This window comes from Cohnella faecalis, assembly GCF_003570905.1.
GTDB lineage: Bacteria > Bacillota > Bacilli > Paenibacillales > Paenibacillaceae > Cohnella > Cohnella faecalis.
This window is the reverse complement of the sequence record NZ_QXJM01000029.1, coordinates 196,028-216,424: the sequence shown is the minus strand read 5'-3', so window position 1 is coordinate 216,424 and position 20,397 is coordinate 196,028. Positions and strand designations below refer to the sequence as shown.

Sequence of the window (20,397 nt, the reverse complement as noted above, 5' to 3'; positions counted from 1 at the left end):
GGTCGTTATGGCGAAATACTTGCAGCTGGATGTGGCAAAACCGATTCAATCGCGCTTTGGAGATGCGAAGGGCCGCTGGTCGTCTTCGTACATCGAAGCGCTTGACCGGAACAGTCTGATTTCGGGCTATCCGGACGGCTCCTTCAGACCGGGCAACAACATTCCGCGTCTGGAAGCTGTAACACTGATCAACCGCATGCTGTTCCGCGGACCGTTGACGAACGTCTCGCCATCCTTCCCGGATGTTCAGAAGTCCAATTGGGGATTCGGATATGTCGAGGAGGCGTCCCGCTCGCACGAGTCCACGCGCAATTCGGATGGCAGCGAAGTGTTTGTGAAGAGCATCGAGGATAACCTGCAATAACAAGCTGGAAGAAATCGCGATAAAATGAGTTTAAAGCGGCGACCGCTTTTCGGTTTTCATACCGAAGAGCGGTCGTTTTTTCGTTGTTGGGGTAGAAATTTCAATAATATAGTTAAAAACTATTAAATTAATAGTTTTTATATATTTAAACTATAATAAAAATCATGGTACAACTAAGCTACAAATGAATGGGAGGTCGGATCAAATGACGAATCAACGGAATCAAAAAGTGCATTGGGCTGCGCAATCGTACGACGAGGCGATGGGGTATATCTCGAAGAACGGAGAAAGTCTTTTTGAATGGATAAGCATAGCCGTCGGTGTCGCTATTGCGGTAGCGGGAACGTTCGCAAGTCATTCGATCTTGCGTTGGACCGGCGGCTCCGCGACGATGATCGCATCGGGAGATTATTACTTGGAGCTTCGGTTTTACGCGATGGCGTTCGGAATAGTAAGCTTTGCTATTCACGGCTTTTGCGGGGAATTGGAGATACTCGCACCTCGATGATCGTGTCCATATTCGCCAATGTGCTGATGGTTGCTCTGACTTACGGCCTTTGTTACGGAAAATGGGGGCTGCCGGAGCTAGGGGTAGACGGAGCCGGGTACGCATTATTGATCGGAGAGGCGCTTCAATTGGTCATCTGCTTGTTCGTATTCTGGGTCGTCAAGCATCGGCAATTCAACACACGGACCTTCTATCGGCCGGAGTGGAAAGAGTTAAAGCTGATCTTGACGGAGAGCGGCAAGCTTGGCGCCCAGGAGTTCTCGATGAGCGTGTCGATGTATATTTTCACGGTATTCGTACTAACGTTGGGCGACTTGGCTGCGGCGGCCAACGAGGTGTCGCTCAGCATCATGTCGTTCGGGTTCATGCCCGCTTTCGCTTTCGGCTCCACGGCAACGATATTGGTCGGGCAAGCCATCGGAAGGCGAGATCCGAACGCGGCTCGGAAATCCGGCACCGATACGGCCATTATCGGTTCGCTGTTTCTGCTCGTTCTTGGAACGATCGAGCTCGTATGGGCGGTTCCAATCGCGAGGCTGTACAGCGACGATCCCGACGTGTACGAATTAGCGGCATTTCTCATTAAAACATCAGCCTATTTGCAAATATTTGATGGATTATACAATTTTTATGCGGGTGGATTGCGAGGCATTGGCGACACGACTTTTCTCATGAGAGCGTCCTTGGTTCTTAGTTTGTTCTTCTTCGTTCCCCTTACGTACTTGTTCGTTATGGTGCTGGATTGGGGAAGCATCGGGGCTTGGCTTGCGCTATATACGTTCCTGACCGCACTTGGGCTCGCCGTTATGGTCCGATACTATCGGACCGATTGGACCGTTGTGAGACTGAAGGAAGCCGGAATGTAAGCTGCTAATATCGAAGAAAGCGTTAAGCCTGCTCAATCCAAACAAATAAGCCTCCATAACCACGGCTCAGTGGGATGGAGGCTTATTTCGTGCGAATCCCCCTTTTCAGGCAGGGCTCGATGGAGCAGCGGACGCTTTCGGGTGCTAGCCGTTAATAATCTCGCCGCCGTTGACGTGGAGCACTTGCCCGGACATGTAAGAGGAGTCCTCGCCGGCCAAATAGACGTAGGCAGGGGCGATTTCGTCCGGCTGCCCGGCGCGTCCCATGGGCGTGTCGGCTCCGAATGCGGCCACCTTCTGAGCGTCGAAAGTCGCCGGAATGAGAGGCGTCCAGATCGGGCCGGGAGCGACGGCGTTCACGCGAATGCCTTGGCCTGTCAGATTCATGGACAGCGATCGCGTGAAAGCGACTTGCGCTCCCTTCGAAGCGGAATAATCGAGCAATCCCGGGCTGCCTCGGTATGCGGTAACGGATGTTGTGTTAATGATCGCCGACCCGGCTTTTAAGTGCGGAAGAGCCGCTTGCGTCAAGTAGAACATGCCGAATACGTTCGTGCGGAACGTTTTCTCAAGCTGCTCCGGCGTAATCTGCTCCAGCTTGTCCAGAGGATGCTGCTCGGCCGCGTTGTTGACGACGATGTCGAGCCGGCCGAACGTACGGACCGTCTCTTCCACCGCTCTCTTGCAGTATGCGGGATCGCCGATGTCTCCCGACAGGAGGAAACAGCGGCGTCCCTCGGCTTCGATTTGCTTTTTCGTTTCCTGGGCGTCCGCTTCCTCGTTCAAATAGAGAACGGCGACGTTGGCGCCTTCCTTGGCGAAATAAATCGAGACGGATCGCCCGATCCCGCTGTCTCCGCCGCTAACGACAGCGACTTTGCCTTTCAGCTTCCCGGAAGGAGTGTAAGAGGGCAGCTCCGTTTCTGGCAGCGGATTCATATACGCTTGTATGCCCGGTTGGACCGTCTGATGCTGCGGAGGAAATGAGCTTGGTTTGGACATATCGCGACACACCTCTCCTAGTTGGTTCTAGGAGTAGGTTAAACCAAAACAGGAAGCCTTAAGCATTTTTGCGGGATGTTTTTTTGCCGTCGCAGCTGAACAAGACGCTCTTGTCGTCGACTACCGTCTCCAGATGGACTTGCTTGCCCCATAGCTGAACGAGATAGGGCAGCGTGCGCTCGACGTATTTCAAATCCAGCTCGGTGCCTTCGAATCGATGGGTAATGACCAGCTCCCCGTTGCGCTGATAATCTCCGTCTGTTACTTCCAGATGCGGAAATCCTCCGTTAACTCTCGAAAAAACGAGCTGATCGCGAATGCTTTCCCACGTTTTATCGGTAATTTGCCATTCCGGCCCTTTCTTTTCGAACACGTACATGTCCAGCTCATCCGTCAATTCCTTCGTTAAGTAATTCCGCAGGAAGGAAATATCCGAATCAAGCTCCCGGACTTCGAATATGCGCTCCCTGCCGAACCGTTTCTCAATATCCTCGAATATTTTGAGTCCGAGGTAGTAGGGGTTAATGGAGGAGCGAGACGGCTGCACGACCGCGGAATTCAGCTTGGCGTATTCGATCGTCTCCTCGCTCGTCAAGCTAAGCTCTCGCATAATGCGTTGATGCCAGAAGGTCGCCCAGCCCTCGTTCATGATTTTCGTCTCGATTTGCGGCCAGAAGTAGAGCATCTCCTCGCGAAGCATGCTCATAACGTCGCGCTGCCAGTCTTCCATGAACGGCGAAAACTCTTGAATGAACCAGACGACGTCCTTTTCCGGACGAGGAGGGAATTTGCGATTATCCGAACTCGGTTCGGGACGGGCTGCCTCAGTGTCTGGAGCAGAGGGCTCCAAACCCCACAAATCGTCGTAAGGGGTAGCGTTCTTGGTCGTTCGCTCATCCTCCTTGTCCCGGCGGCTCTGCCATTCCATATACCTTCTTTTATCGAGACCGTAGGGCTTGTGAATGCCGGGATCGACGTGCTCCTGCACGGCCATAACCGCGTCCAGAAACCGCTCGACCGTCTCCGTCCCGTATTCGATCTCGTATTGGCTGATACGCTCGGCGGCAGCCGACATGCTCTCGACCATGTTGCGATTGGAGACGGAAAAACGGGCGTTGTTTTTGAAAAAATCGCAATGGGCGAGCACGTGGGCGACGATCAGCTTGTTCTGCACGAGCGAATTGCCGTCGAGCAAAAAGGCGTAACAAGGATTCGAATTGATGACGAGCTCGTAAATTTTGCTCAAGCCGAAATCGTATTGCATTTTCATTCTATTGAACGTTTTTCCAAAGCTCCAATGATTGAACCTTGTCGGCATTCCGTAAGCTCCGAACGTGTAAATAATGTCCGACGGGCATATTTCGTAACGCATCGGAAAAAAATCGAGACCGAAGCTCTGCGCGATCTCGGTAATTTCTTCAATGGAGCGTTCCAGTTCCTTATGCTCGTCAAGCAGACGCATTCGTCAACCAACCCCCTTGTCCGCCGGGCGGAGATGGAATTCACCAACCTATATATATGCGGGAAGGCTCATTGACGTGCCTAAAAAAGAAAGGCTTAAGAGGGCCGAAAGGAGGGGATTTCGGCGTGTCGAAACAGGTAGTATTCTGTTATTTAATGGGATTGATTGTCAATTATGTTGACGGTTGTCGATATTGATGGTTTTCTATAGAAGTATTTTACAATAAATACTATAAACGAGGAGGAATGAAATAGTGACTTTTGGAATAGAAGTTTTGAGATAAGGAGGAGGACAGCGCAAGGAGATCGGAGCGAAGTCCGCTTGTTTGGTTTGCGAGTTTGTGCAATCGTTTGCATATTCTATTGAAAAATTAAGGGAGATTAAGACATTGAAAAAAATAACGATGTGGTTGCTCGTTTGCGCTTTGCTGGTGTCATTGGCGCCAAGCGCATTCGTCGGAACGGCTTATGCCGAAACGAATCAAGTCAAGCTGTTGTTTGCGAAAGCAGCCGCGGGCTGTCAGTCCGCATGCTACGAATTCAGCGGTGCCGTCGAGGTAAACAATGTCGCCTATCAGAAAGAGGTCTATATTCATTATTCTACCGGAAACGGGCAATGGAGCGATATTCCGGCGACCTACGCCGGCAAGACGGAAGGAAATTTGGAAGCGTGGACGTTCAAAAAAACGATTAACGAACCCGGCAAGCAGATCCAATTTGTCGTCAAATACGTCGTTAACGGACAGACGTATTGGGATAACAACAACAACCAGGATTACCGCATTGGGGGCGGCTCGGTTCCCGACCGGCTTTTGGCCAAATCCTACTTGGCGTTGGACGAAGCCGGAATCGGTCCGTCGAATTCGTTCTCCGGCAGAATCTATCTGAAGAACGTCGCATACGCCAAAAAGGTGAAAATCAAGTATACGACCGACAATTGGGCCACTTTTCAAGAGAGAGAAGCAGCTTTTGCCGAAATGCTTCCTCAGAGCAACAACAGTCTGGAATATTGGGATTTCCAAATCAACATTCCACCTAATACACAGGAGCTGAAATATGTCGTCGCTTTTATCGCGAACGGAGTTACCTATTGGGACAACAATTTCAATCTGAACTATACGCTTGGGCTTCCGCCGCAATTGACGTTGACGCCTTCCTCGGCTTCCGCAACGGCGGGAACGGCGGTCAATCTGACCGTTCGAGCGTCGGATAAATTCGGCAGCCCGTTGAAGGGCTTCCCCGTTAACGTCACCAGCACAGGAAGCGCCGTCGTTCCCGCAGTCGTAAATACGGACGCCAACGGCCAAGCTCAAATAACCGTATCGAATCAAAAAGCGGAGACGGTTGTGGTTACGGCATCGTTGAACGGCTACTCGGCTAAAGGAACGGCAACCGTTCAGTTTTTGCCCGGTCAGCCGGCATCGCTTGTTCTACAAACGGATACGCCGCAAATAGCTGTCGGGCAAACCGTAAGTATAAAAGCTAAACTGATGGACTTGAACGGCAACGGAGTTCCGAATCAAACGATCCTCTGGTCGCGAACCGGAAGCGTTGCGCTGCCTTCTACCTCCGTTACGGATTCCAAAGGGGAGACGGTTGTTCAAGCGAGCAATTCCGCAGCGGAGACGGCAACCGTTACGGCGACTTCCGCTAACGGCATAAAAGGAACATTGCAGCTTACGACGCGCGTGCCGGTTGCCGGAATTATGCTGAATAAGCCGAGTTTGAAATTGCAGGCAGGCAAGCAAGAGCAGCTTACGGTTATTTACACTCCAAGCAACAGCTCCAACAAAAAAGTCGTATGGAGCTCAAGCGATCCTGCCATTGCCTCCGTGACACAGGACGGACTTGTCACAGCGGTCTCGCCGGGCTCCGCAACGATCAAGGCTGTGACCGAGGACGGCGGCTATACGGCACAGTCTGCGGTCACGGTGATAAGCGCCGACGCGATTCAAGCCATCGAGCGGGATAATAAGATCGTCCATCCGAACGATCAAGTCGGATTGCACGCAGTCGTAGCGAATGAGGGCGACATTGTCTCCTACGCATGGTCCGCCGACAAAGGAACCATTGCCGGAACAGGCGGCTCGGTTATTTGGACGGCGCCGGAGCAATACGGGTTCTGCGAAATTGCCGTAACGGTAACAACGTCGGCGGGTCAAACCGAGCGGAAGACGATTGTTATCAATGTCGTACCTCTCAGCGATACGACCGATCCATACGGGCAGTTGGATCCGAACGAGGATACCGACGGAGATGTTTTGATGAACTCCGAAGAAATAGCATTGGGCACGAGCCCTTGGAGCAAGGATACGGATCACGACGGCTTGTCGGATTCCCGGGAGGTTCAGCTCCATACGAATCCGTGCGCTAAGGATACCGATGGAGACGGAGTATACGATGGAGCGGAAGCAAGCCTAGGAACGAATCCGTTGACAGCGGATATTCCCGCCAACAAGAAGTTCACTGTGAATCTGGCTTTGGATAACAGTAACGCGGCATCGGCGACCGTCACCGGGGCAGGCAACCTCTATTACAATACGTTGCGAGTATCGGACAATCCGCTGTTCGCTTCCTTCAAGAACGTCATCGGAACTCCGGTCGTTCTGACAAGCTCTGAGCATGCGGACAAAGCTGTAATCAAATTCCGCTATGAGACGGCAGAGCTTGCCGCAAAAGGAATTTCGGCGCAAGATCTGCTAGTATACAAATTCGATAACGATCGGAAAGTTTTTGTAAAGCTGCCTCAATCCGCTGTCGACACGGCAAATCGATGGGTGACGGCCGAAGACAACGATGTTTTCGATCCCAAAACTGTATATGCGGCGGCAAGCTCCTCTCTGTCTGTCAACGCGACAAAAGCCTTCGATGTCGTATACGCCTTGGATATGACGCAAAGCTTATACGATCGCGACCCCGGCTTCGCCTCGAAAGATGGGCTTCGGAATACGCTGGCCGAGCTGCCGGAAGGCTCGTCCGTGTCGATCGTTCGAGCGAATCCGGCTATCGAGACGCTTGAGCAGGACAGCGGCGATAAGGAACTGTTGGGATATACGTTCGAGGATGCTCAGTATAAGCCCGATCCGGGAACGGGCGATTTGGGAGCGTTGGTCGGAAAAGGCATTCAACTTCTGTCGGGAGGTTCGTCCGCCAAAGGAAAAGTGCTGATCGTTCTATCGGCAGCCTATAATGCGGCGGATCGAACGGCTTTGACGGCTCAAATCAAGGCGGCCCGCAGCCAAGGAATCGTCGTTTATGTTACAGGCTATTCCAACAGCCCCGAGGATTACGGCGGAATCGAGCAATTGGCCGCCGCAGGCGCGGGCAAAGCGGCTGTCGCCGCGAATCCGGGCTCCTACGATATCGCTCTGGGCGAGCTCAAGAACGACTTCAGCTTTTTCGTACCCGCAGCTGCACAAGCCGGAATAAGCCCCCCTCTCAATATGTTTACCCGGACGGTAAAGGGCTTCGATATTTCCAAGCACGGCTTCAAATTTATTAATTTTGCGGTCGGCCCTTATGGGACGTTGAGCGCACATAGCGCAGGCTTCGCAGCTGCAGCCGCCATGAACTTTGCGGGGCTTCTGCCTTCATCCGTAGAAATAAACGCTTTCGAGAAAAGTCTGGACGACAAAAACGAACCGTTCAGCTTTAACGGACAATCGACGGCGTACGATTTGTTCGCTGACGGCGATATTTTGCAAACGAACAACCGGGAAATTGCCAAGCTGGACCCGACGGAATCGGTGAAGAAGCTGATTGCGTTCTGGTGGCTGCGCGGTATGGGGGAAATGACCGCTTACAGCGATCTGTTCAATCGGAACGACGCTTCCAAAAGCGTTAAGTCCGACGGCTTCAACTACTTATCTTCCAACGACGTAGACTTTATAACCGATCAACTGGATGCGGGTTACCCTGTCTATATCGATTTCGGACAAAGCTACGAGAATGCGAGCAAAGCGAACGAGCTGACTCATACGTACCACCCCGTTCTGATTTACGGGTACAACAAACAGTCGAGAAACGGCCAGCCCGTTCGAATCGACCTTCAAGCATACGACTCGAATCACAAGCTTGACCCGACAAGAGCGATTACGCTCGACCGATTGACAGACGGAAGCAAGCTGAAGGACGAATGGAAATACGAGTACGATCTGGCTTACAACGGCACCTCGGTATATTCATCCGATAAGACATACGACGGAAATAAGGTCACTTATCGAAGATTTTTAGTATTTGACATGCGCAAATATAAAGAGACGTTCGACCGGCAATACGATTCCAGCAAAAACACAAAGGCAACGATTACCGAAACCCGCAGCGCAACGGAATTGTGGGGAAGCCGTACAGGGGTGCAAACGGTAATCAAGCTCACGGTTCCCAAAGAGAAGAAAGACGAATGGACCATTATTCATTTTGCAGGGCAAAAAGGTACGGAGGTTAAGCACGAGTTTACCGCAACGGAGACGCCAAAAGGGGATTTCATCGAGTACACGCTCAAGTCCTTCAATATCTACAATCAGTTGGCTGTCAAAGTAAAGACCGAGTTTGTGGAAATTGACGCAAGCTCCCAGTCTCCTGCGACCGGGAAGGTGAATATGCAAGACAACTATCCCGATGCGTTCTTGTTCCCAAGCAACAATTTCGGCGATGTAAGCGGCAATATGTGGTTCGCCCGGGAAGTCAAAACGGCCAAGTTCCTTGGAATCGCAAGCGGCTACGCCGACGGCCTGTTCCACCCGGCCAACGGCATTACGAAGGCCGAGCTTATTACGATGGCGATGAAAGCGTCGGAGACGGAAGCGCGCTGGGAAGGCGATTATAGCTTGGCCAAAGCCGAAGCCGACAAGTATACGGATTTGACGAATCATTGGGCTTGGCGAAATATCGGACTTGCGTTGGCTCGCGGGTGGGTCGAGCCCGGGGACGCCGCGGGCGGCTTGTTCAAGCCCAACGAAGAGGTAACGAGGGAAGAGGCCGCTTATCTTTTATGGACGATCATGTCGTCCACTCAAGCAAACGGAATCAAACCGTTGATCCAAAACAATGCCGCAACGCCGCCTTATTCGGATATAGGCGCAATTCAGACAAAATATCAAAGTGCGGTCACCCTGTTGAACTTGAACAATATCGCGCAAGGCAAAGTCTACTATTCCAGTGGACAGCTTGTTAACAAGTTCGAACCTCTAAGCCATCTGACGCGTGCGGAGTCGTGCAAATGGATCGTCGATTTTTTGAAATAAATCATTTTCGGAGGAGTATTCCATGATACGAGAGATGAAATTGCCCAGATTGCTAATCATGATAATGATCTTAGCGTTAGTCCTATGCAGCGCGAGCATGGCCAGAGCGAACGGCGCCGAGGATCCGGCAAGCTCTTCGAGTTCGACGGCAAGCCCCACGGAACAATCGGACGATGTTGAACAACCGGACAATGCCGAACAACCGGGGTTCCTTCCTCGAATGAAGCTCCGGCCGATTACGAGCTGCTGCCGGGCAATCTCGCCGGCCCGGCGATGCGTTCCCCGAGCGCGAACGTATCGTCCGGCGACGCCAACCGCGTATTGCTCATTCAGGAAACGCTGCCTTGGAAATCGGAAGCCAATACAAGCGTGTTGGACAGCCTGAATATGAGCTACACCGTTATTCCGATGAGCCAGTTCGCCAGCACGGACTTGACGGGGTACTATCTTGTCATTGTAGCCAACGATCAGAAATTGGACTTCTATACCGACTACAATTCGGTGAAGGCGAAGCTTGCGGGCTATGTGCAAGGCGGAGGAGTGCTGCTCATGGGAGCTTGCGACACCGGCTGGGCCAACGGAACGATCGCGTCAGGGCTTCCAGGCGGAGTCCAGTTCGCTCCGAAAAATTACGATTATTACAACGTTATCGCGGACTCAAGCCATCCAATCGTCACAGGAGAACTAACCGACAATGTCAAACTGACCAATGCCGATCTCTATTCGCAATACGTCAGCCACAGGGAATTCGACGAGAGCACATTGCCGGAGGGCAGCAAAATTATTTTGCAAAGCAGAAGCACTCACCGCCCGACGCTGGTCGAATATCCGATTGGCAAAGGGACGGTCATCGCTTCCGGGTTGACATGGGAGTATAACTGGAAGTACCATACCGGGGGCACGGGGTTCGGCATGTTTGCCCGAAAAGCGATGGACGATCTGTTTGCTTATGCGGCGTCGCTGGCGAATCCGGCAGCAGGCTACGAATATGTCAGACAAGCCGGAGTGGAGTACGAGCAAACGAGCACTCCGATAGAGGGGCCGCGCCTCCGCAAATTCGGGACATCGGGATTGAAGCTCTGGACGAAGACGCGGGAAAATATAGACTAACGATCAATGACTATGCAGTCGATCGGGCAGCAGGAGCGGAGCCTTTCTTTTTCTGGAAAACGGAGGACGGCTATTTCAGCGGCTTCAGCGACGACTATACGTCGGTAGAGTTTGTCGCGAACCCCGGAACATCGGGCAAAAGCTTGGAAATATCCGCGTACGTGGGAGACAATCTCGGCTATATCGGCTTCAAGACGGTTGCGGTTCAAGGAAGCCGGATTTCGCATCAGGACGGCGTTCAGCTTCAGCTGACCTCGCAGCCTGCGGAGCTTAAAGGCTGGGACAGGTATGATATTCAATACGATGCTCGGCTTATTTTCGGAGGCAAAGTCGTTCCCGGAACGTCTGTCGATATTTATTACACTGTCGACGGAACAAGCTGGCAGCCTGTAACGTCCGGCTTAATAAGCGGCAATCGGTACACTTGGCTCGTTCCCAACGTGAATGCGGGGAATGTCCGACTGAAGCTCGTCGCTCAGAACGGGGCGTATATAAAGTCGATCGAGAGCGACGTGTTTTCGATAGCGCCTTCCTATTATATAGAAGGAAAAGTGCTCGACAAGGCGGGCCATGGCGCTTCGGGCGTGTCCGTCAGCGCGGGCGGAGCCGCCGTCGTTACGGACAGCGACGGCAGCTATTTCATCAAAGTTACCGGCCCTGGCACTTATTCGGTTCAAGCCTCGAAGACGGGAGTCGGCTTCGTCAAGTCAAGCTTTGACGTTACCCTGGACGGGAAAAATTATTACGATACGAAAATTTTCAGAGTAAAGTAACGTTTTGAATGGACATTGAAAAAGCCCGTGCAACACAACAAGCTGGCATCGGTTGAGTACCGGTGCCAGCTTGTTTGATTGGCGCGCACGTTTCGTTGCAAAACCGTATAAAAAATTTGATTCTGTTTTGCGCCTGTACTCTTCTATTGTATGCCCTGTTCTATTAACGTATCTGTATATTTAATAAGGTACTGTTCTTGTTGCCCCCAACCGCTGTAATCAGCTTGAAGCAGAATCCTGTAGTTTCCAAATTCATGAAATATACTGCTTGATCCAGGTGCATTCTGACCTAACCTAACCGTACCTGTGCTCGAGGTAAACCATGACCCTCCAGTATTGACAGGATCCCAGTTAACTCTGCTAATTGAGCCGGGATCCTTGTAGTTGGAGAGAAAGTTATTAAAAGTAATGAAATCGTCATACACCCAAAAGCCTACCTCAGCGGAGCCTGCGCCAACAATCCATGAGCCGATGTTGCCGCCGGTTGAGAGATTAGTATACTGTGTGTAACTAGAATATGTAGTATTCCCGTTGTTAGTGACATTTACATTTGAATTTTTAGAATATACTCTAACCTCCCAAAGATTTGACTGGGCCGGTGGAGTATAGGATACTGACCAATTACCTGCTGCGTCTATAGTCGTACTTGTAACTGTACGCCAAATGTATAATTGATCTCTGTACAAGACTTCGACTCGCGCATTGCTTACTGGTTTTTTTACGTATGATCCATCTGAAAGCGTAAATTGCCATTTGCCATTTAATGTGACTACTCAAGTTTAAAAGATTTTTGAGGATCGATTCCAGGCGATACAAAGTTGGAATCAGCATATGCATTGGCAGACAGGGGGGATATCACGGCAAGCATTAATAGTAGACTCAACAATCTTTTCATTTACTAGTCTCAACTCAGTATAATAATTGGTGTGTCATTTCCACAAACGCTAGGTTTAAACCTAGCGTTTGTGGAAAAGTAAATGACACTGTATATGGCACCAATATCTTACTTTTTCTTCAAGTGTTTCTGTTAGATTGGAGCAAAAATAGATTTAAACGGAAATTTTCATTCCGTACAGGAATTATCCAATGTCGTGTCGACTGTCCAAAAGCATTCTTTTAAACGTCAAAGGGGACCTTCAAGCTTGCTCGACCTGTTTCTGTAGTTCCCGGTCAAGCTCCGCTTCGCTTGCTCCGGGCAAGCGCCAACTCTTCGTCCGAAGGCTCCTCTTGAGAATAGCGGGCTCTGTAATAGACGTCCACAAGCTGCCGTTCCGCGTTTGAATCGGGTTCGGCTTTTTTTCGCTTGTCTTTGCTCGCCCGCCATACTTGCGCGTCCGCGAGCGTTTCCTCCGGAGTCAAATGTCTCTTCGCTCCGTAGCCTTCGCCGATTCGATCCCGAAGCCATTTTCGATACAGAAAACGCGCCCGCTCCCGATTGTCGGGCAAATTTTCGTAGCTTGGCTCTTTGCGCCCGAGCATACGCCCGAGCAAGCTTCTGCGAAGCCTTCCCTTCGCTTCCTCCCAGGAGAACAGGGAAGATTCCTCGTCCGTAAAGCCGGAGGCCGAAGCGGCTTTCTCCGAACGGCGAAGCAGCGCGCTCAGCCATTTGAACCATTTTTTCCAAAAGCCGTTACGGTTGCGGAATATATAGTAGGCACCCCATAGGAGCAATAAGGCCAGAATGGTCACTCCGACAACTAAGGTGATCTTTTCAAGCAGGTTTATGAGCCAGCTCCAATCCGGCAAAGGTTCGCCTTCTCCTATTACGGGCGTAGGAGCGGGAGTTTCTTCCGGCTCCGGCATCGGCATTCCCTTCGGCCTGCGTGAAAGCAAGTCATAAATCCATCGTATCAAGGCCACTACCGTATGTTTAATAGCGTAGACGATCAGCGAGCCCAAGCCGGCGGCCAGAAGCAGCGCTCCGATCAGCAAGCCGGCCACGAAAAACCGGTTATGCCGCTTAATCTCGACGGGCACTCGCCGAGGGTTGTCGGAAGAGTACGTTACCTTGCGGAGATGGATGACGTTCGAAGCGAACAGAGCTGCCGCAAGGCATACTACTCCGCCGAACATTAGCAACGACGAGTAGTCGTTCCAGCCGGGCACAATGTTGAACAGAGAGCTGATCGCGAAAAAAACGCCGACGCCGGTCCAATACCATCCTGCCCACCCATAGCGGTAACCGACCGTAAAGCCTAGCAGCATTGCAAGGAAAAGCGGGATCGCGCCGAAGAATGAAAGATCGCTCATAGCCGAGACGATGGCTCCGACTAGTCCCGCGCTTAAAAGCGAGACTAGCGCTTGCTTCCATACCGTGCGAATCCAGACGCTGGCGGCTCCGCTTAAAGCGGAAGCAAGCGCGGCTAACGCGAGCCATTTGCCGGCTGCGGCCACGTGAACGTATTCGATATGATGCGCCAATAGCCAAAGAGGGAGAACCATCCACAGCTCGTAGACGGCTGCCAGCGCTCGAGTCGCAGCGAGCCGGAACTGGCCGTGCTCATGCGCCGTATTCATGGGCTTCTCCTCCCGTTGCATCTGCCGGGATATCCATCCATTCGATGCCGTTGCCCAATGCCCGCAGCCTATTGGCCGCTGCAACGAGCTTCTCGTCCCGGTGGCACGTAATGATCAGGTAATCGGTTCGAGTAGAGAGGCGCCCCGCTTCTTCGTCCAATAGATAAGCCATGTTCGATGAGGTTTCGAGCTGAAGCTTCGCCAAAGCGGCAAGAATGACTTCACCTTGCACCGATCCGCCCTGCGGCTCGACCCGAATCGGAGCTTTGGTTTCTCCGTGCAGCCAGCCGTTGCAAATAAATCCGGTTTCGATTCCGTTCTTCAGAGCATGGCCGGCGACGGAAGCGGCATAACGGATACCGCGTTCGATACGCTCGGGCTCCGTTACCGTTCTCCACATGGCCGGGTTGATCTCGATATTGAGACAAATAACCAATCGATGATCGGCTGTATGGTCTTTGCGATGAATTTGCAACGATCCCATTCGGGCGGTTGCTTTCCAGTTGATATTGCTCAGAGAATCGCCGGGCGCGTATTCACGTACGCCGGCCGTAAGAAACGGGTCTTCCACGATCCAGCGCCGGACGACGATATTTCCCAGCCAGCTATGATTCGGAAGCGGCAGCTCCTGAAGCGGGATGGCCAGCGGATAGACAAGCAGCGACAGCGTCAATGGAAATTGCTTGCTCGTCTCGACGATGCCCAGCGGTTCGCCGGCCGTCATGGTGGCGGAATTCAGCGAATACAGCCCTCTCTTCGCGATTCGGAGCTCATGGCGGCGAACGATGCGCCGGTAAGGGCGAAGGCTGAACAAGCTAAGATGATTCTGGAACATTTCGCCGCTGTTAATGTCCAGGTTGGCCTGCTTGTCGAACTTGAGCTCGCGGGACATGTAGGATTCCAATCGGAGCCAGGGAACCGGAAGCAGCTTGCGATTCTCGATTTCCTCCACCATTTCGATGCGGTCGCCTTCGTAGACGGTCATCCTGCTGAAGCGCCGCGCGTACGTGACATTTTTCAACGCTTGCCTGCGATAAATATAGGTGAGAATAAACAAGAGGATCATTCCGTTGACGATAACGAGATAAAAAGGCATGGCGCTACCTGCGCTCCAGCGCTTCCGCAGGCTCGGCGGGCACTTCCGTATCCCGAAGCAGCGAACGCACCGTCTCGGCCGACCGTTCGTCCCGGCCCAGCGCCGTCTGCCGAAGGAGAAGCCTATGCGCGAGTACAGGCTCCGCCAACGTTTTGATATCGTCCGGAGTCACGTAGTCCCGGCTTTGGACGAGCGCATAAGCTTGCGCCGCCCGAAGCAGCGCTTGCGTTCCGCGGGGGCTGATTCCCAGAGCTACGTCGGGGTGATGGCGGGAAGCTTCCGAGATGCGGACGATGTACCCGAGCAGATCCTCTGTGATTTTAACTTCATTCGCAGCGAAGCGCGCAATGTCGAGCAGCGTCTGCGGATCGATGACCGGCGCGAGATTCTCCAGCGGATTTTGCCCGCGGAAGCGCGCCAGAATGGCGAGCGATTCGTCGTGCGTCGGATATCCCATCCGAATGCGGAGCAAAAAGCGGTCCAACTGCGCTTCCGGAAGAGGAAACGTGCCGTGATTGTCTATCGGATTTTGCGTTGCGATAACGAGGAAGGGGGCTGCGAGCGGGTGAGTGTCTCCATCGATCGTAATTTGGCGTTCTTCCATGCACTCCAGAAGGCTCGATTGCGTGCGGGGGGTGGCGCGGTTAATTTCGTCGGCGAGGAGGATGTTCGTGAACAACGGGCCGGGACGGAATTCGAATTCGCCGGCTTTCTGATTATAGAAGTTAATGCCGCTCAAGTCAGACGGCAGCAAATCCGGTGTGAACTGAACGCGCCTGAACGAGCAGTCGAGCGAGCGTGCGAGCGTCTTGGCCAGCAATGTTTTGCCGGTGCCCGGAACGTCCTCAAGCAGGGCGTGTCCGCCTGCGAATAAAGCGGTAAGCAAGAGGTCGATCGAGGCTTGCTTTCCTACGATGACTTGGCCGATGTGAGAACGCAATTGTCCGATGGCGCTGACAATCGAATCGCCGTTAATTCGGGCTGACATGGAATTCCGCCTTTCACCAATGGGGTAATATTAGAAGGAAGTCATAAGCATAGATGTTATTTTTCCATTATAGTGCATAATTTGGATGTCAGAAAGCGGTTTCGGGTTGCTTTCAAGCGTGTCGCATGATACAACAAGGAGTACTAAAGGCAAGGTACGGAAAAAGGAGCGGGATTAACGTGGCGAGCGAGCAATCTATGCGCGATGAGGAACAGAAACGGTTGACCGAGGTGCTGGAGCAGGTCGAGAAACGTCTGGACAAGGAATTGTCGGTTCTCGGAGACCGGCGCGGAGACGTCGTCGGCATTCGGCAGGAGTTCTGGGACGACGTGCGCATGAATTTTTCCGACGCAACGGAAATGGGCGAGACGTGGACGAGCATCATGCAGCAGAAGGAGCTTCTGATCGAGCGGGAAAGAAGCCATCGGGTGGCGTTCGAAGCGGTCGAGCGGCTAGCCCGGATGCACGATAATCCTTACTTCGCACGGATCGACTTCAAGGAGGACGGAGCCGAATCGGCCGAGCAAATCTACATCGGCCGCTCTTCGCTTTCCTCGGAGGACGGGGAGACCTACTGGGTGTACGATTGGCGCGCCCCGGTATCGAGCCTGTTCTACGATCAGGAGCCTGGACCGGCTGCGTTCGATACGCCCGGCGGGGAAATTATCGGCGATTTGGCGCTAAAGCGCCAGTTCGTCATTCGCGGAGGCAAGCTGAAGCATGTCTTCGATACGAACGAGACGGTAGGAGACGATATTCTTCAAGCGGTACTGTCGGAGCGTTCCGATACTTCGATGAAGAGCATCGTGGCGACGATCCAGAAGGAACAGAATCAGATCATTCGCGACGAGAGGCACCGTCTCATCGTAGTTCAGGGAGCGGCCGGCAGCGGCAAAACCTCGGCGGCTTTGCAGCGCGTCGCTTATTTGCTTTACAGGTATAGGGATTCGCTCACGCCGGAGCAGATCGTCTTGTTTTCGCCGAATCCGGTGTTCAAAGGTTACGTCTCCCGCGTTCTGCCCGATTTGGGCGAGGCGAACATGCAGCAGAAGACGTTCCGCGAGCTGATCGAAGCGCGAATCGGCCGGAGGTTCGAGGTGGAGGACTTGTTCGCTCAGACCGAAAGGCTTGCGGCGGAGGAAGGAACGGCCGAAGGAGAAGCCCGGGAGAAAGCCGTTCGCTACAAAGGCTCGGAGCATTATTTTCGCACGGTAGAGAAGTATTTGGAACGGCTGTCGGAGGAAGGGATGCGGTTCAAGCCGTGGAGGTTCCGAGGCGACGTGATCGCTTCCGCCGAAGAAATGTCGCGGTACTATTACGGCATCCGGGCGTCCGAAGGGTTCGGGACCCGAGCCGCCAAGCTGCGCAAATGGCTGCTGGAGCGGTTGGCGTCATGGGTAGAATCGCAGCTCGACGAGCCTTGGGTCGAGGAAGCGGCCGAGCTTGCGGATGACGAAGACATTCAGCGGGCTTACGTAAAAGTCCGTCGCAAAGGCGGATTTCGCGACAGCGCGTTCGACGACGAGGAACAAATGGCCGAGATTCTGATGAGACAGGCGGCGGAATCGGCGGTGGAGCCGCTGCGCCGCGCCGCGAAGGCGCTTCGGTTTTTGGACCCTGTAGGCGTTTATTTGGAGCTGTTCCGCAGCCGTTCTTTATTTAAGGCATGCGCTCCGGACGGCAATTTGCCCGATGGCTGGGAATGGATGGCCGCGAGAGCGGAGGAGACGTTCGGGCGCAAAGCCGTCGATCACGAGGATGCGACTCCGTTGCAATATATCATGGATGCGATAGAGGGCTTTCGCAAGGTGGAAGGCGAAATCAAGCATCTATTCGTCGATGAAGCGCAAGACTATTCGCCGTTCCAAGCCGCCTATTTGCGGCGGAGGTTTCCGAGAGCCCGGATGACGGTGCTCGGCGATTTCAATCAGGCTATCTACGTGCAATCGCAGGAAAGCGGAGGCTTCGGCGGCTGGACGCGGCTCATGGCGGCAGAGGATACGAAGGTATGGAAGCTGGGCACGAGCTACCGTTCCACTCGTCCGATCGTGGATTTTTCCAAAAGGATATTGCCGGACGAGGACGCAAGCGGTATCCGGCCGTTCGAGCGGGACGGAGAAGCGCCGGTTGTGACGATATGCCCGGATTCGTTCGAGCTGGCGAACAAAATTGCCGAAGATATCGGCCGACTGCTCAAGGACGGGCACGGAACGATCGGCGTTATTGCGAAGACAGCCCGCGAAGGCGGCAACGCGGCGGCTCTTCTTAAGGAACGGCTCCCGGACGAGGTGCCGGTCACCCATGTAAGCGGCGGCTCGGCGAACTTGCCCCGCGGGGTGTCGGTGCTCCCATCTTATCTGGCAAAAGGGATCGAGTTCGACGCGGTTGTCGTCTGGGACGCGTCCGCCGTTCGCTACGGCCGGGAAAAGGACAGGAAGCTGCTGTACACCGTGTGCACGAGAGCCTTGCATGTGCTGCACGTCTACAGCGCAGGAACGTTGTCGCCGTGGCTCGCCGAGCGATGAGATGGTATACTACGAGTAATAGATGTGAGGATTCAAGCCGAAGAACGGCAGCCCAAGCGTAGAGCGCTTGGGTTTCTTCATGAAAGGAGAACGACGGGGATGATGGAGGATGCGTTGAAAGCTCTTCGCACTTATTTCGGTTACGATTCTTTTCGAAAAGGGCAAACGGAGATGATCGAGTCCATTCTGAGCGGGAGAGACGCATTGGGCGTAATGCCGACAGGGGCGGGCAAGTCGGTCTGCTACCAAATTCCCGCTGTCCTGTTTCCGGGCATTACGCTGGTTGTCTCGCCTCTCATTTCGCTGATGAAAGATCAGGTCGACGCATTGAATGAATCGGGCATTCCGGCAACGGTTCTGAACAGCACGCTGACGGGCGCCGAGATGAATCGCCGTATCCGGGACATATCGGCAGGACGCTACAAGCTCGTATACATCGCGCCGGAGCGGATGGAATCCGGGCGATTCGCCGAGTGGGCTTCCGACTTGAATATATCGTTCATTGCGGTAGACGAAGCTCACTGTATATCGCAATGGGGGCACGATTTTCGCCCAAGCTATTTGTCGATTGCCCGTCTTCCCGAGCTGATCGAGCCGCGTCCGATTGTGGCGGCGTTCACAGCGACGGCGACTCCGGAAGTAAGGGAGGATATCGTGCGGCGGCTCAAGCTGGACAAGCCGACGCGGGTGACGACCGGCTACGCTCGCGAAAATTTGTCTTTTTCCGTTCTGAGAGGGGTCGACAAGCGGAGCGCGCTCGCCTCGATTATTCGCGGCCATGCCGGGGATGCCGGAGTCGTGTACGCTTCGACGCGCAAGGAAGTGGATGAGTGCCAAGCTTTTCTCGTGCGCCAGGGCATTCGAGCGGGCAAGTATCATGCGGGACTCGAAGAGGAAGTTAGAGCGGAAGCGCAAGAGGCTTTTTTGCGTGACGACATTCAGGTGATGGTGGCGACGAACGCATTCGGGATGGGTATCGACAAGTCGAACGTTCGCTATGTCGTTCACTACAATCTTCCGAAAAACGTCGAAGCCTATTATCAGGAAGCCGGCCGCGCCGGAAGGGACGGAGACCCGGGGCAATGTGTGCTGCTTTACTCTCCCCAGGACGTAGTCACTCAGAAGTTTCTGATCGAGCAGGGCGAAGGCGACGAGGAACGGAAAATGACGTCTTATAAGCAGTTGAACGACATGGTTCAGTATGTTTATACGTCCGAATGCTTGCAGCAGGCTATCGTCTCGTATTTCGGGGATACGTGCGAACCTTGCGGCCAATGCGGCAATTGTCTGGATACGCGCGAAAAGGTAGACATAACGGAAGCTTCCAAGGTTGTATTTGCTTGCGTGTCGGCCATGCGTCAGCGGTTTGGCGTATCGATGACGGCCAAAGTGCTCAAAGGAGCCGGAGATGCGAAAATTCGCGATTACGGCTTTGATAGATTGCCTGTGTACGGCCGCATGAACAGCCGGACGGAGAAGGACATCTCTGGTTTGATTCACGCTTTGGTCGCTCAAGGCTTTTTGCGGCTGTCGGATACGGCCTACCCGGTCGTTATGCTTACTTCCCGCGTGCGGCAAGCTATCGACGACGGCGAGCGGATTTATCGCCGGGCGGAGGAGCCGGTTCCGGAGTCTTCCGCGAAATCGTCCTCCGGGCGCAGAGGAAGCGCTGCCGCCGGGAGCGTCGCGTCGCTTGGGGCGGAGGGCGAAGCGCTCTTCGCGAAGCTGAAGGCGCTGCGCAAGACGATCGCGGACCGCGAGCGCGTTCCGCCGTTCGTCATCTTCCACGACGCGACGCTGCGGGAAATGTGCGTCGTCAGGCCGGCGACGGAGAACGCCATGAGATCGGTCAAAGGGATTGGCGACGCCAAGTATGCCAAGTACGGGAGAGAGTTTCTGGAGCAAATACAGAATCATTGAAGCGTGAGCTTTGGTTGTCCGGGA

13 protein-coding genes are annotated in these 20,397 nt (G+C 53.5%); 8 read left to right on the top strand and 5 right to left on the bottom strand.

The window, feature by feature from the left end; all coding sequences use genetic code 11:
• Nucleotides 1–31 precede the first annotated feature (31 nt).
• The 3 genes from D3H35_RS08775 (at nt 32) to D3H35_RS08770 (ending at nt 1,738) form a co-directional block, all read left to right on the top strand.
• On the top strand, nt 32–364 hold the full coding sequence (locus D3H35_RS08775; RefSeq protein WP_158594006.1) for an S-layer homology domain-containing protein: 333 nt from the start codon (nt 32–34) through the stop codon (nt 362–364).
• Nucleotides 365–569: 205 nt separating this feature from the next.
• Nucleotides 570–872, top strand: coding sequence for a hypothetical protein (locus D3H35_RS32190; protein ID WP_233567841.1), 303 nt, complete (start codon nt 570–572; stop codon nt 870–872).
• A complete protein-coding gene (locus D3H35_RS08770; RefSeq protein ID WP_233567840.1) occupies nt 869–1,738 on the top strand; it encodes an MATE family efflux transporter in 870 nt (289 codons plus the stop codon). The genes D3H35_RS32190 and D3H35_RS08770 overlap by 4 nt, the downstream gene beginning before the upstream one ends.
• Before the next feature lie 144 nt (nt 1,739–1,882).
• Here D3H35_RS08770 and D3H35_RS08765 read toward each other — a convergent pair whose 3' ends face one another.
• Both D3H35_RS08765 and D3H35_RS08760 read right to left on the bottom strand, forming a co-directional pair.
• Entirely contained in the window at nt 1,883–2,740 is an 858-nt protein-coding gene (locus D3H35_RS08765; RefSeq protein WP_119148709.1) for an SDR family oxidoreductase, read from the bottom strand.
• 58 nt (nt 2,741–2,798) lie between these two features.
• Nucleotides 2,799–4,202 carry a SpoVR family protein gene (locus D3H35_RS08760; protein WP_119148708.1) on the bottom strand — a complete coding sequence of 468 codons (1,404 nt, stop codon included), beginning with the start codon at nt 4,200–4,202 and terminating at the stop codon, nt 2,799–2,801.
• A 388-nt stretch (nt 4,203–4,590) separates the two neighbouring features.
• Here D3H35_RS08760 and D3H35_RS08755 point away from each other — a divergent pair, with 388 nt between their 5' ends.
• From D3H35_RS08755 to D3H35_RS30635, 3 genes are all read left to right on the top strand, one after another.
• Complete coding sequence (locus D3H35_RS08755; protein ID WP_147355782.1) at nt 4,591–9,444, top strand: Ig-like domain-containing protein; 4,854 nt, start codon at nt 4,591–4,593, stop codon at nt 9,442–9,444.
• Between the two features lie 273 nt (nt 9,445–9,717).
• Nucleotides 9,718–10,554 carry a hypothetical protein gene (locus tag D3H35_RS30640; protein WP_158594005.1) on the top strand — a complete coding sequence of 279 codons (837 nt, stop codon included), beginning with the start codon at nt 9,718–9,720 and terminating at the stop codon, nt 10,552–10,554.
• Nucleotides 10,555–10,697: 143 nt separating this feature from the next.
• Nucleotides 10,698–11,327: a carboxypeptidase regulatory-like domain-containing protein gene (locus tag D3H35_RS30635; protein WP_158594004.1), complete on the top strand. Its 630-nt coding sequence runs from the start codon at nt 10,698–10,700 to the stop codon at nt 11,325–11,327.
• Nucleotides 11,328–12,497: 1,170 nt separating this feature from the next.
• Here D3H35_RS30635 and D3H35_RS08745 read toward each other — a convergent pair.
• Genes D3H35_RS08745 through D3H35_RS08735 form a run of 3 tightly spaced genes read right to left on the bottom strand, consistent with a single transcriptional unit; the run spans nt 12,498 to nt 15,928 of the window.
• Nucleotides 12,498–13,844, bottom strand: a complete 1,347-nt coding sequence (locus D3H35_RS08745) for a hypothetical protein (RefSeq protein ID WP_119148705.1) — start codon at nt 13,842–13,844, stop codon at nt 12,498–12,500.
• Nucleotides 13,828–14,940: a DUF58 domain-containing protein gene (locus tag D3H35_RS08740; RefSeq protein ID WP_119148704.1), complete on the bottom strand. Its 1,113-nt coding sequence runs from the start codon at nt 14,938–14,940 to the stop codon at nt 13,828–13,830. The genes D3H35_RS08745 and D3H35_RS08740 overlap by 17 nt, the downstream gene beginning before the upstream one ends.
• A 4-nt stretch (nt 14,941–14,944) precedes the next feature.
• Nucleotides 14,945–15,928 carry an AAA family ATPase gene (locus tag D3H35_RS08735; protein ID WP_119148703.1) on the bottom strand — a complete coding sequence of 328 codons (984 nt, stop codon included), beginning with the start codon at nt 15,926–15,928 and terminating at the stop codon, nt 14,945–14,947.
• Nucleotides 15,929–16,107: 179 nt separating this feature from the next.
• Here D3H35_RS08735 and helD point away from each other — a divergent pair, with 179 nt between their 5' ends.
• Both helD and recQ read left to right on the top strand, forming a co-directional pair.
• Nucleotides 16,108–18,453: an RNA polymerase recycling motor HelD gene (gene helD / locus D3H35_RS08730; protein WP_158594003.1), complete on the top strand. Its 2,346-nt coding sequence runs from the start codon at nt 16,108–16,110 to the stop codon at nt 18,451–18,453.
• Between the two features lie 99 nt (nt 18,454–18,552).
• Nucleotides 18,553–20,373: a DNA helicase RecQ gene (gene recQ / locus D3H35_RS08725; RefSeq protein WP_119148701.1), complete on the top strand. Its 1,821-nt coding sequence runs from the start codon at nt 18,553–18,555 to the stop codon at nt 20,371–20,373.
• Nucleotides 20,374–20,397: the final 24 nt, after the last annotated feature.

Coding starts and splice junctions, on each gene's coding strand:
- D3H35_RS32190 (WP_233567841.1), top strand. CDS start 570: ATGACGAATCAACGGAATCAAAAAGTGCATTGGGCTGCGCAATCGTAC.
- D3H35_RS08770 (WP_233567840.1), top strand. CDS start 869: ATGATCGTGTCCATATTCGCCAATGTGCTGATGGTTGCTCTGACTTAC.
- D3H35_RS08765 (WP_119148709.1), bottom strand. CDS start 2,740: ATGTCCAAACCAAGCTCATTTCCTCCGCAGCATCAGACGGTCCAACCG.
- D3H35_RS08760 (WP_119148708.1), bottom strand. CDS start 4,202: ATGCGTCTGCTTGACGAGCATAAGGAACTGGAACGCTCCATTGAAGAA.
- D3H35_RS30640 (WP_158594005.1), top strand. CDS start 9,718: ATGCGTTCCCCGAGCGCGAACGTATCGTCCGGCGACGCCAACCGCGTA.
- D3H35_RS08745 (WP_119148705.1), bottom strand. CDS start 13,844: ATGAATACGGCGCATGAGCACGGCCAGTTCCGGCTCGCTGCGACTCGA.
- D3H35_RS08740 (WP_119148704.1), bottom strand. CDS start 14,940: ATGCCTTTTTATCTCGTTATCGTCAACGGAATGATCCTCTTGTTTATT.
- D3H35_RS08735 (WP_119148703.1), bottom strand. CDS start 15,928: ATGTCAGCCCGAATTAACGGCGATTCGATTGTCAGCGCCATCGGACAA.
- recQ (WP_119148701.1), top strand. CDS start 18,553: ATGATGGAGGATGCGTTGAAAGCTCTTCGCACTTATTTCGGTTACGAT.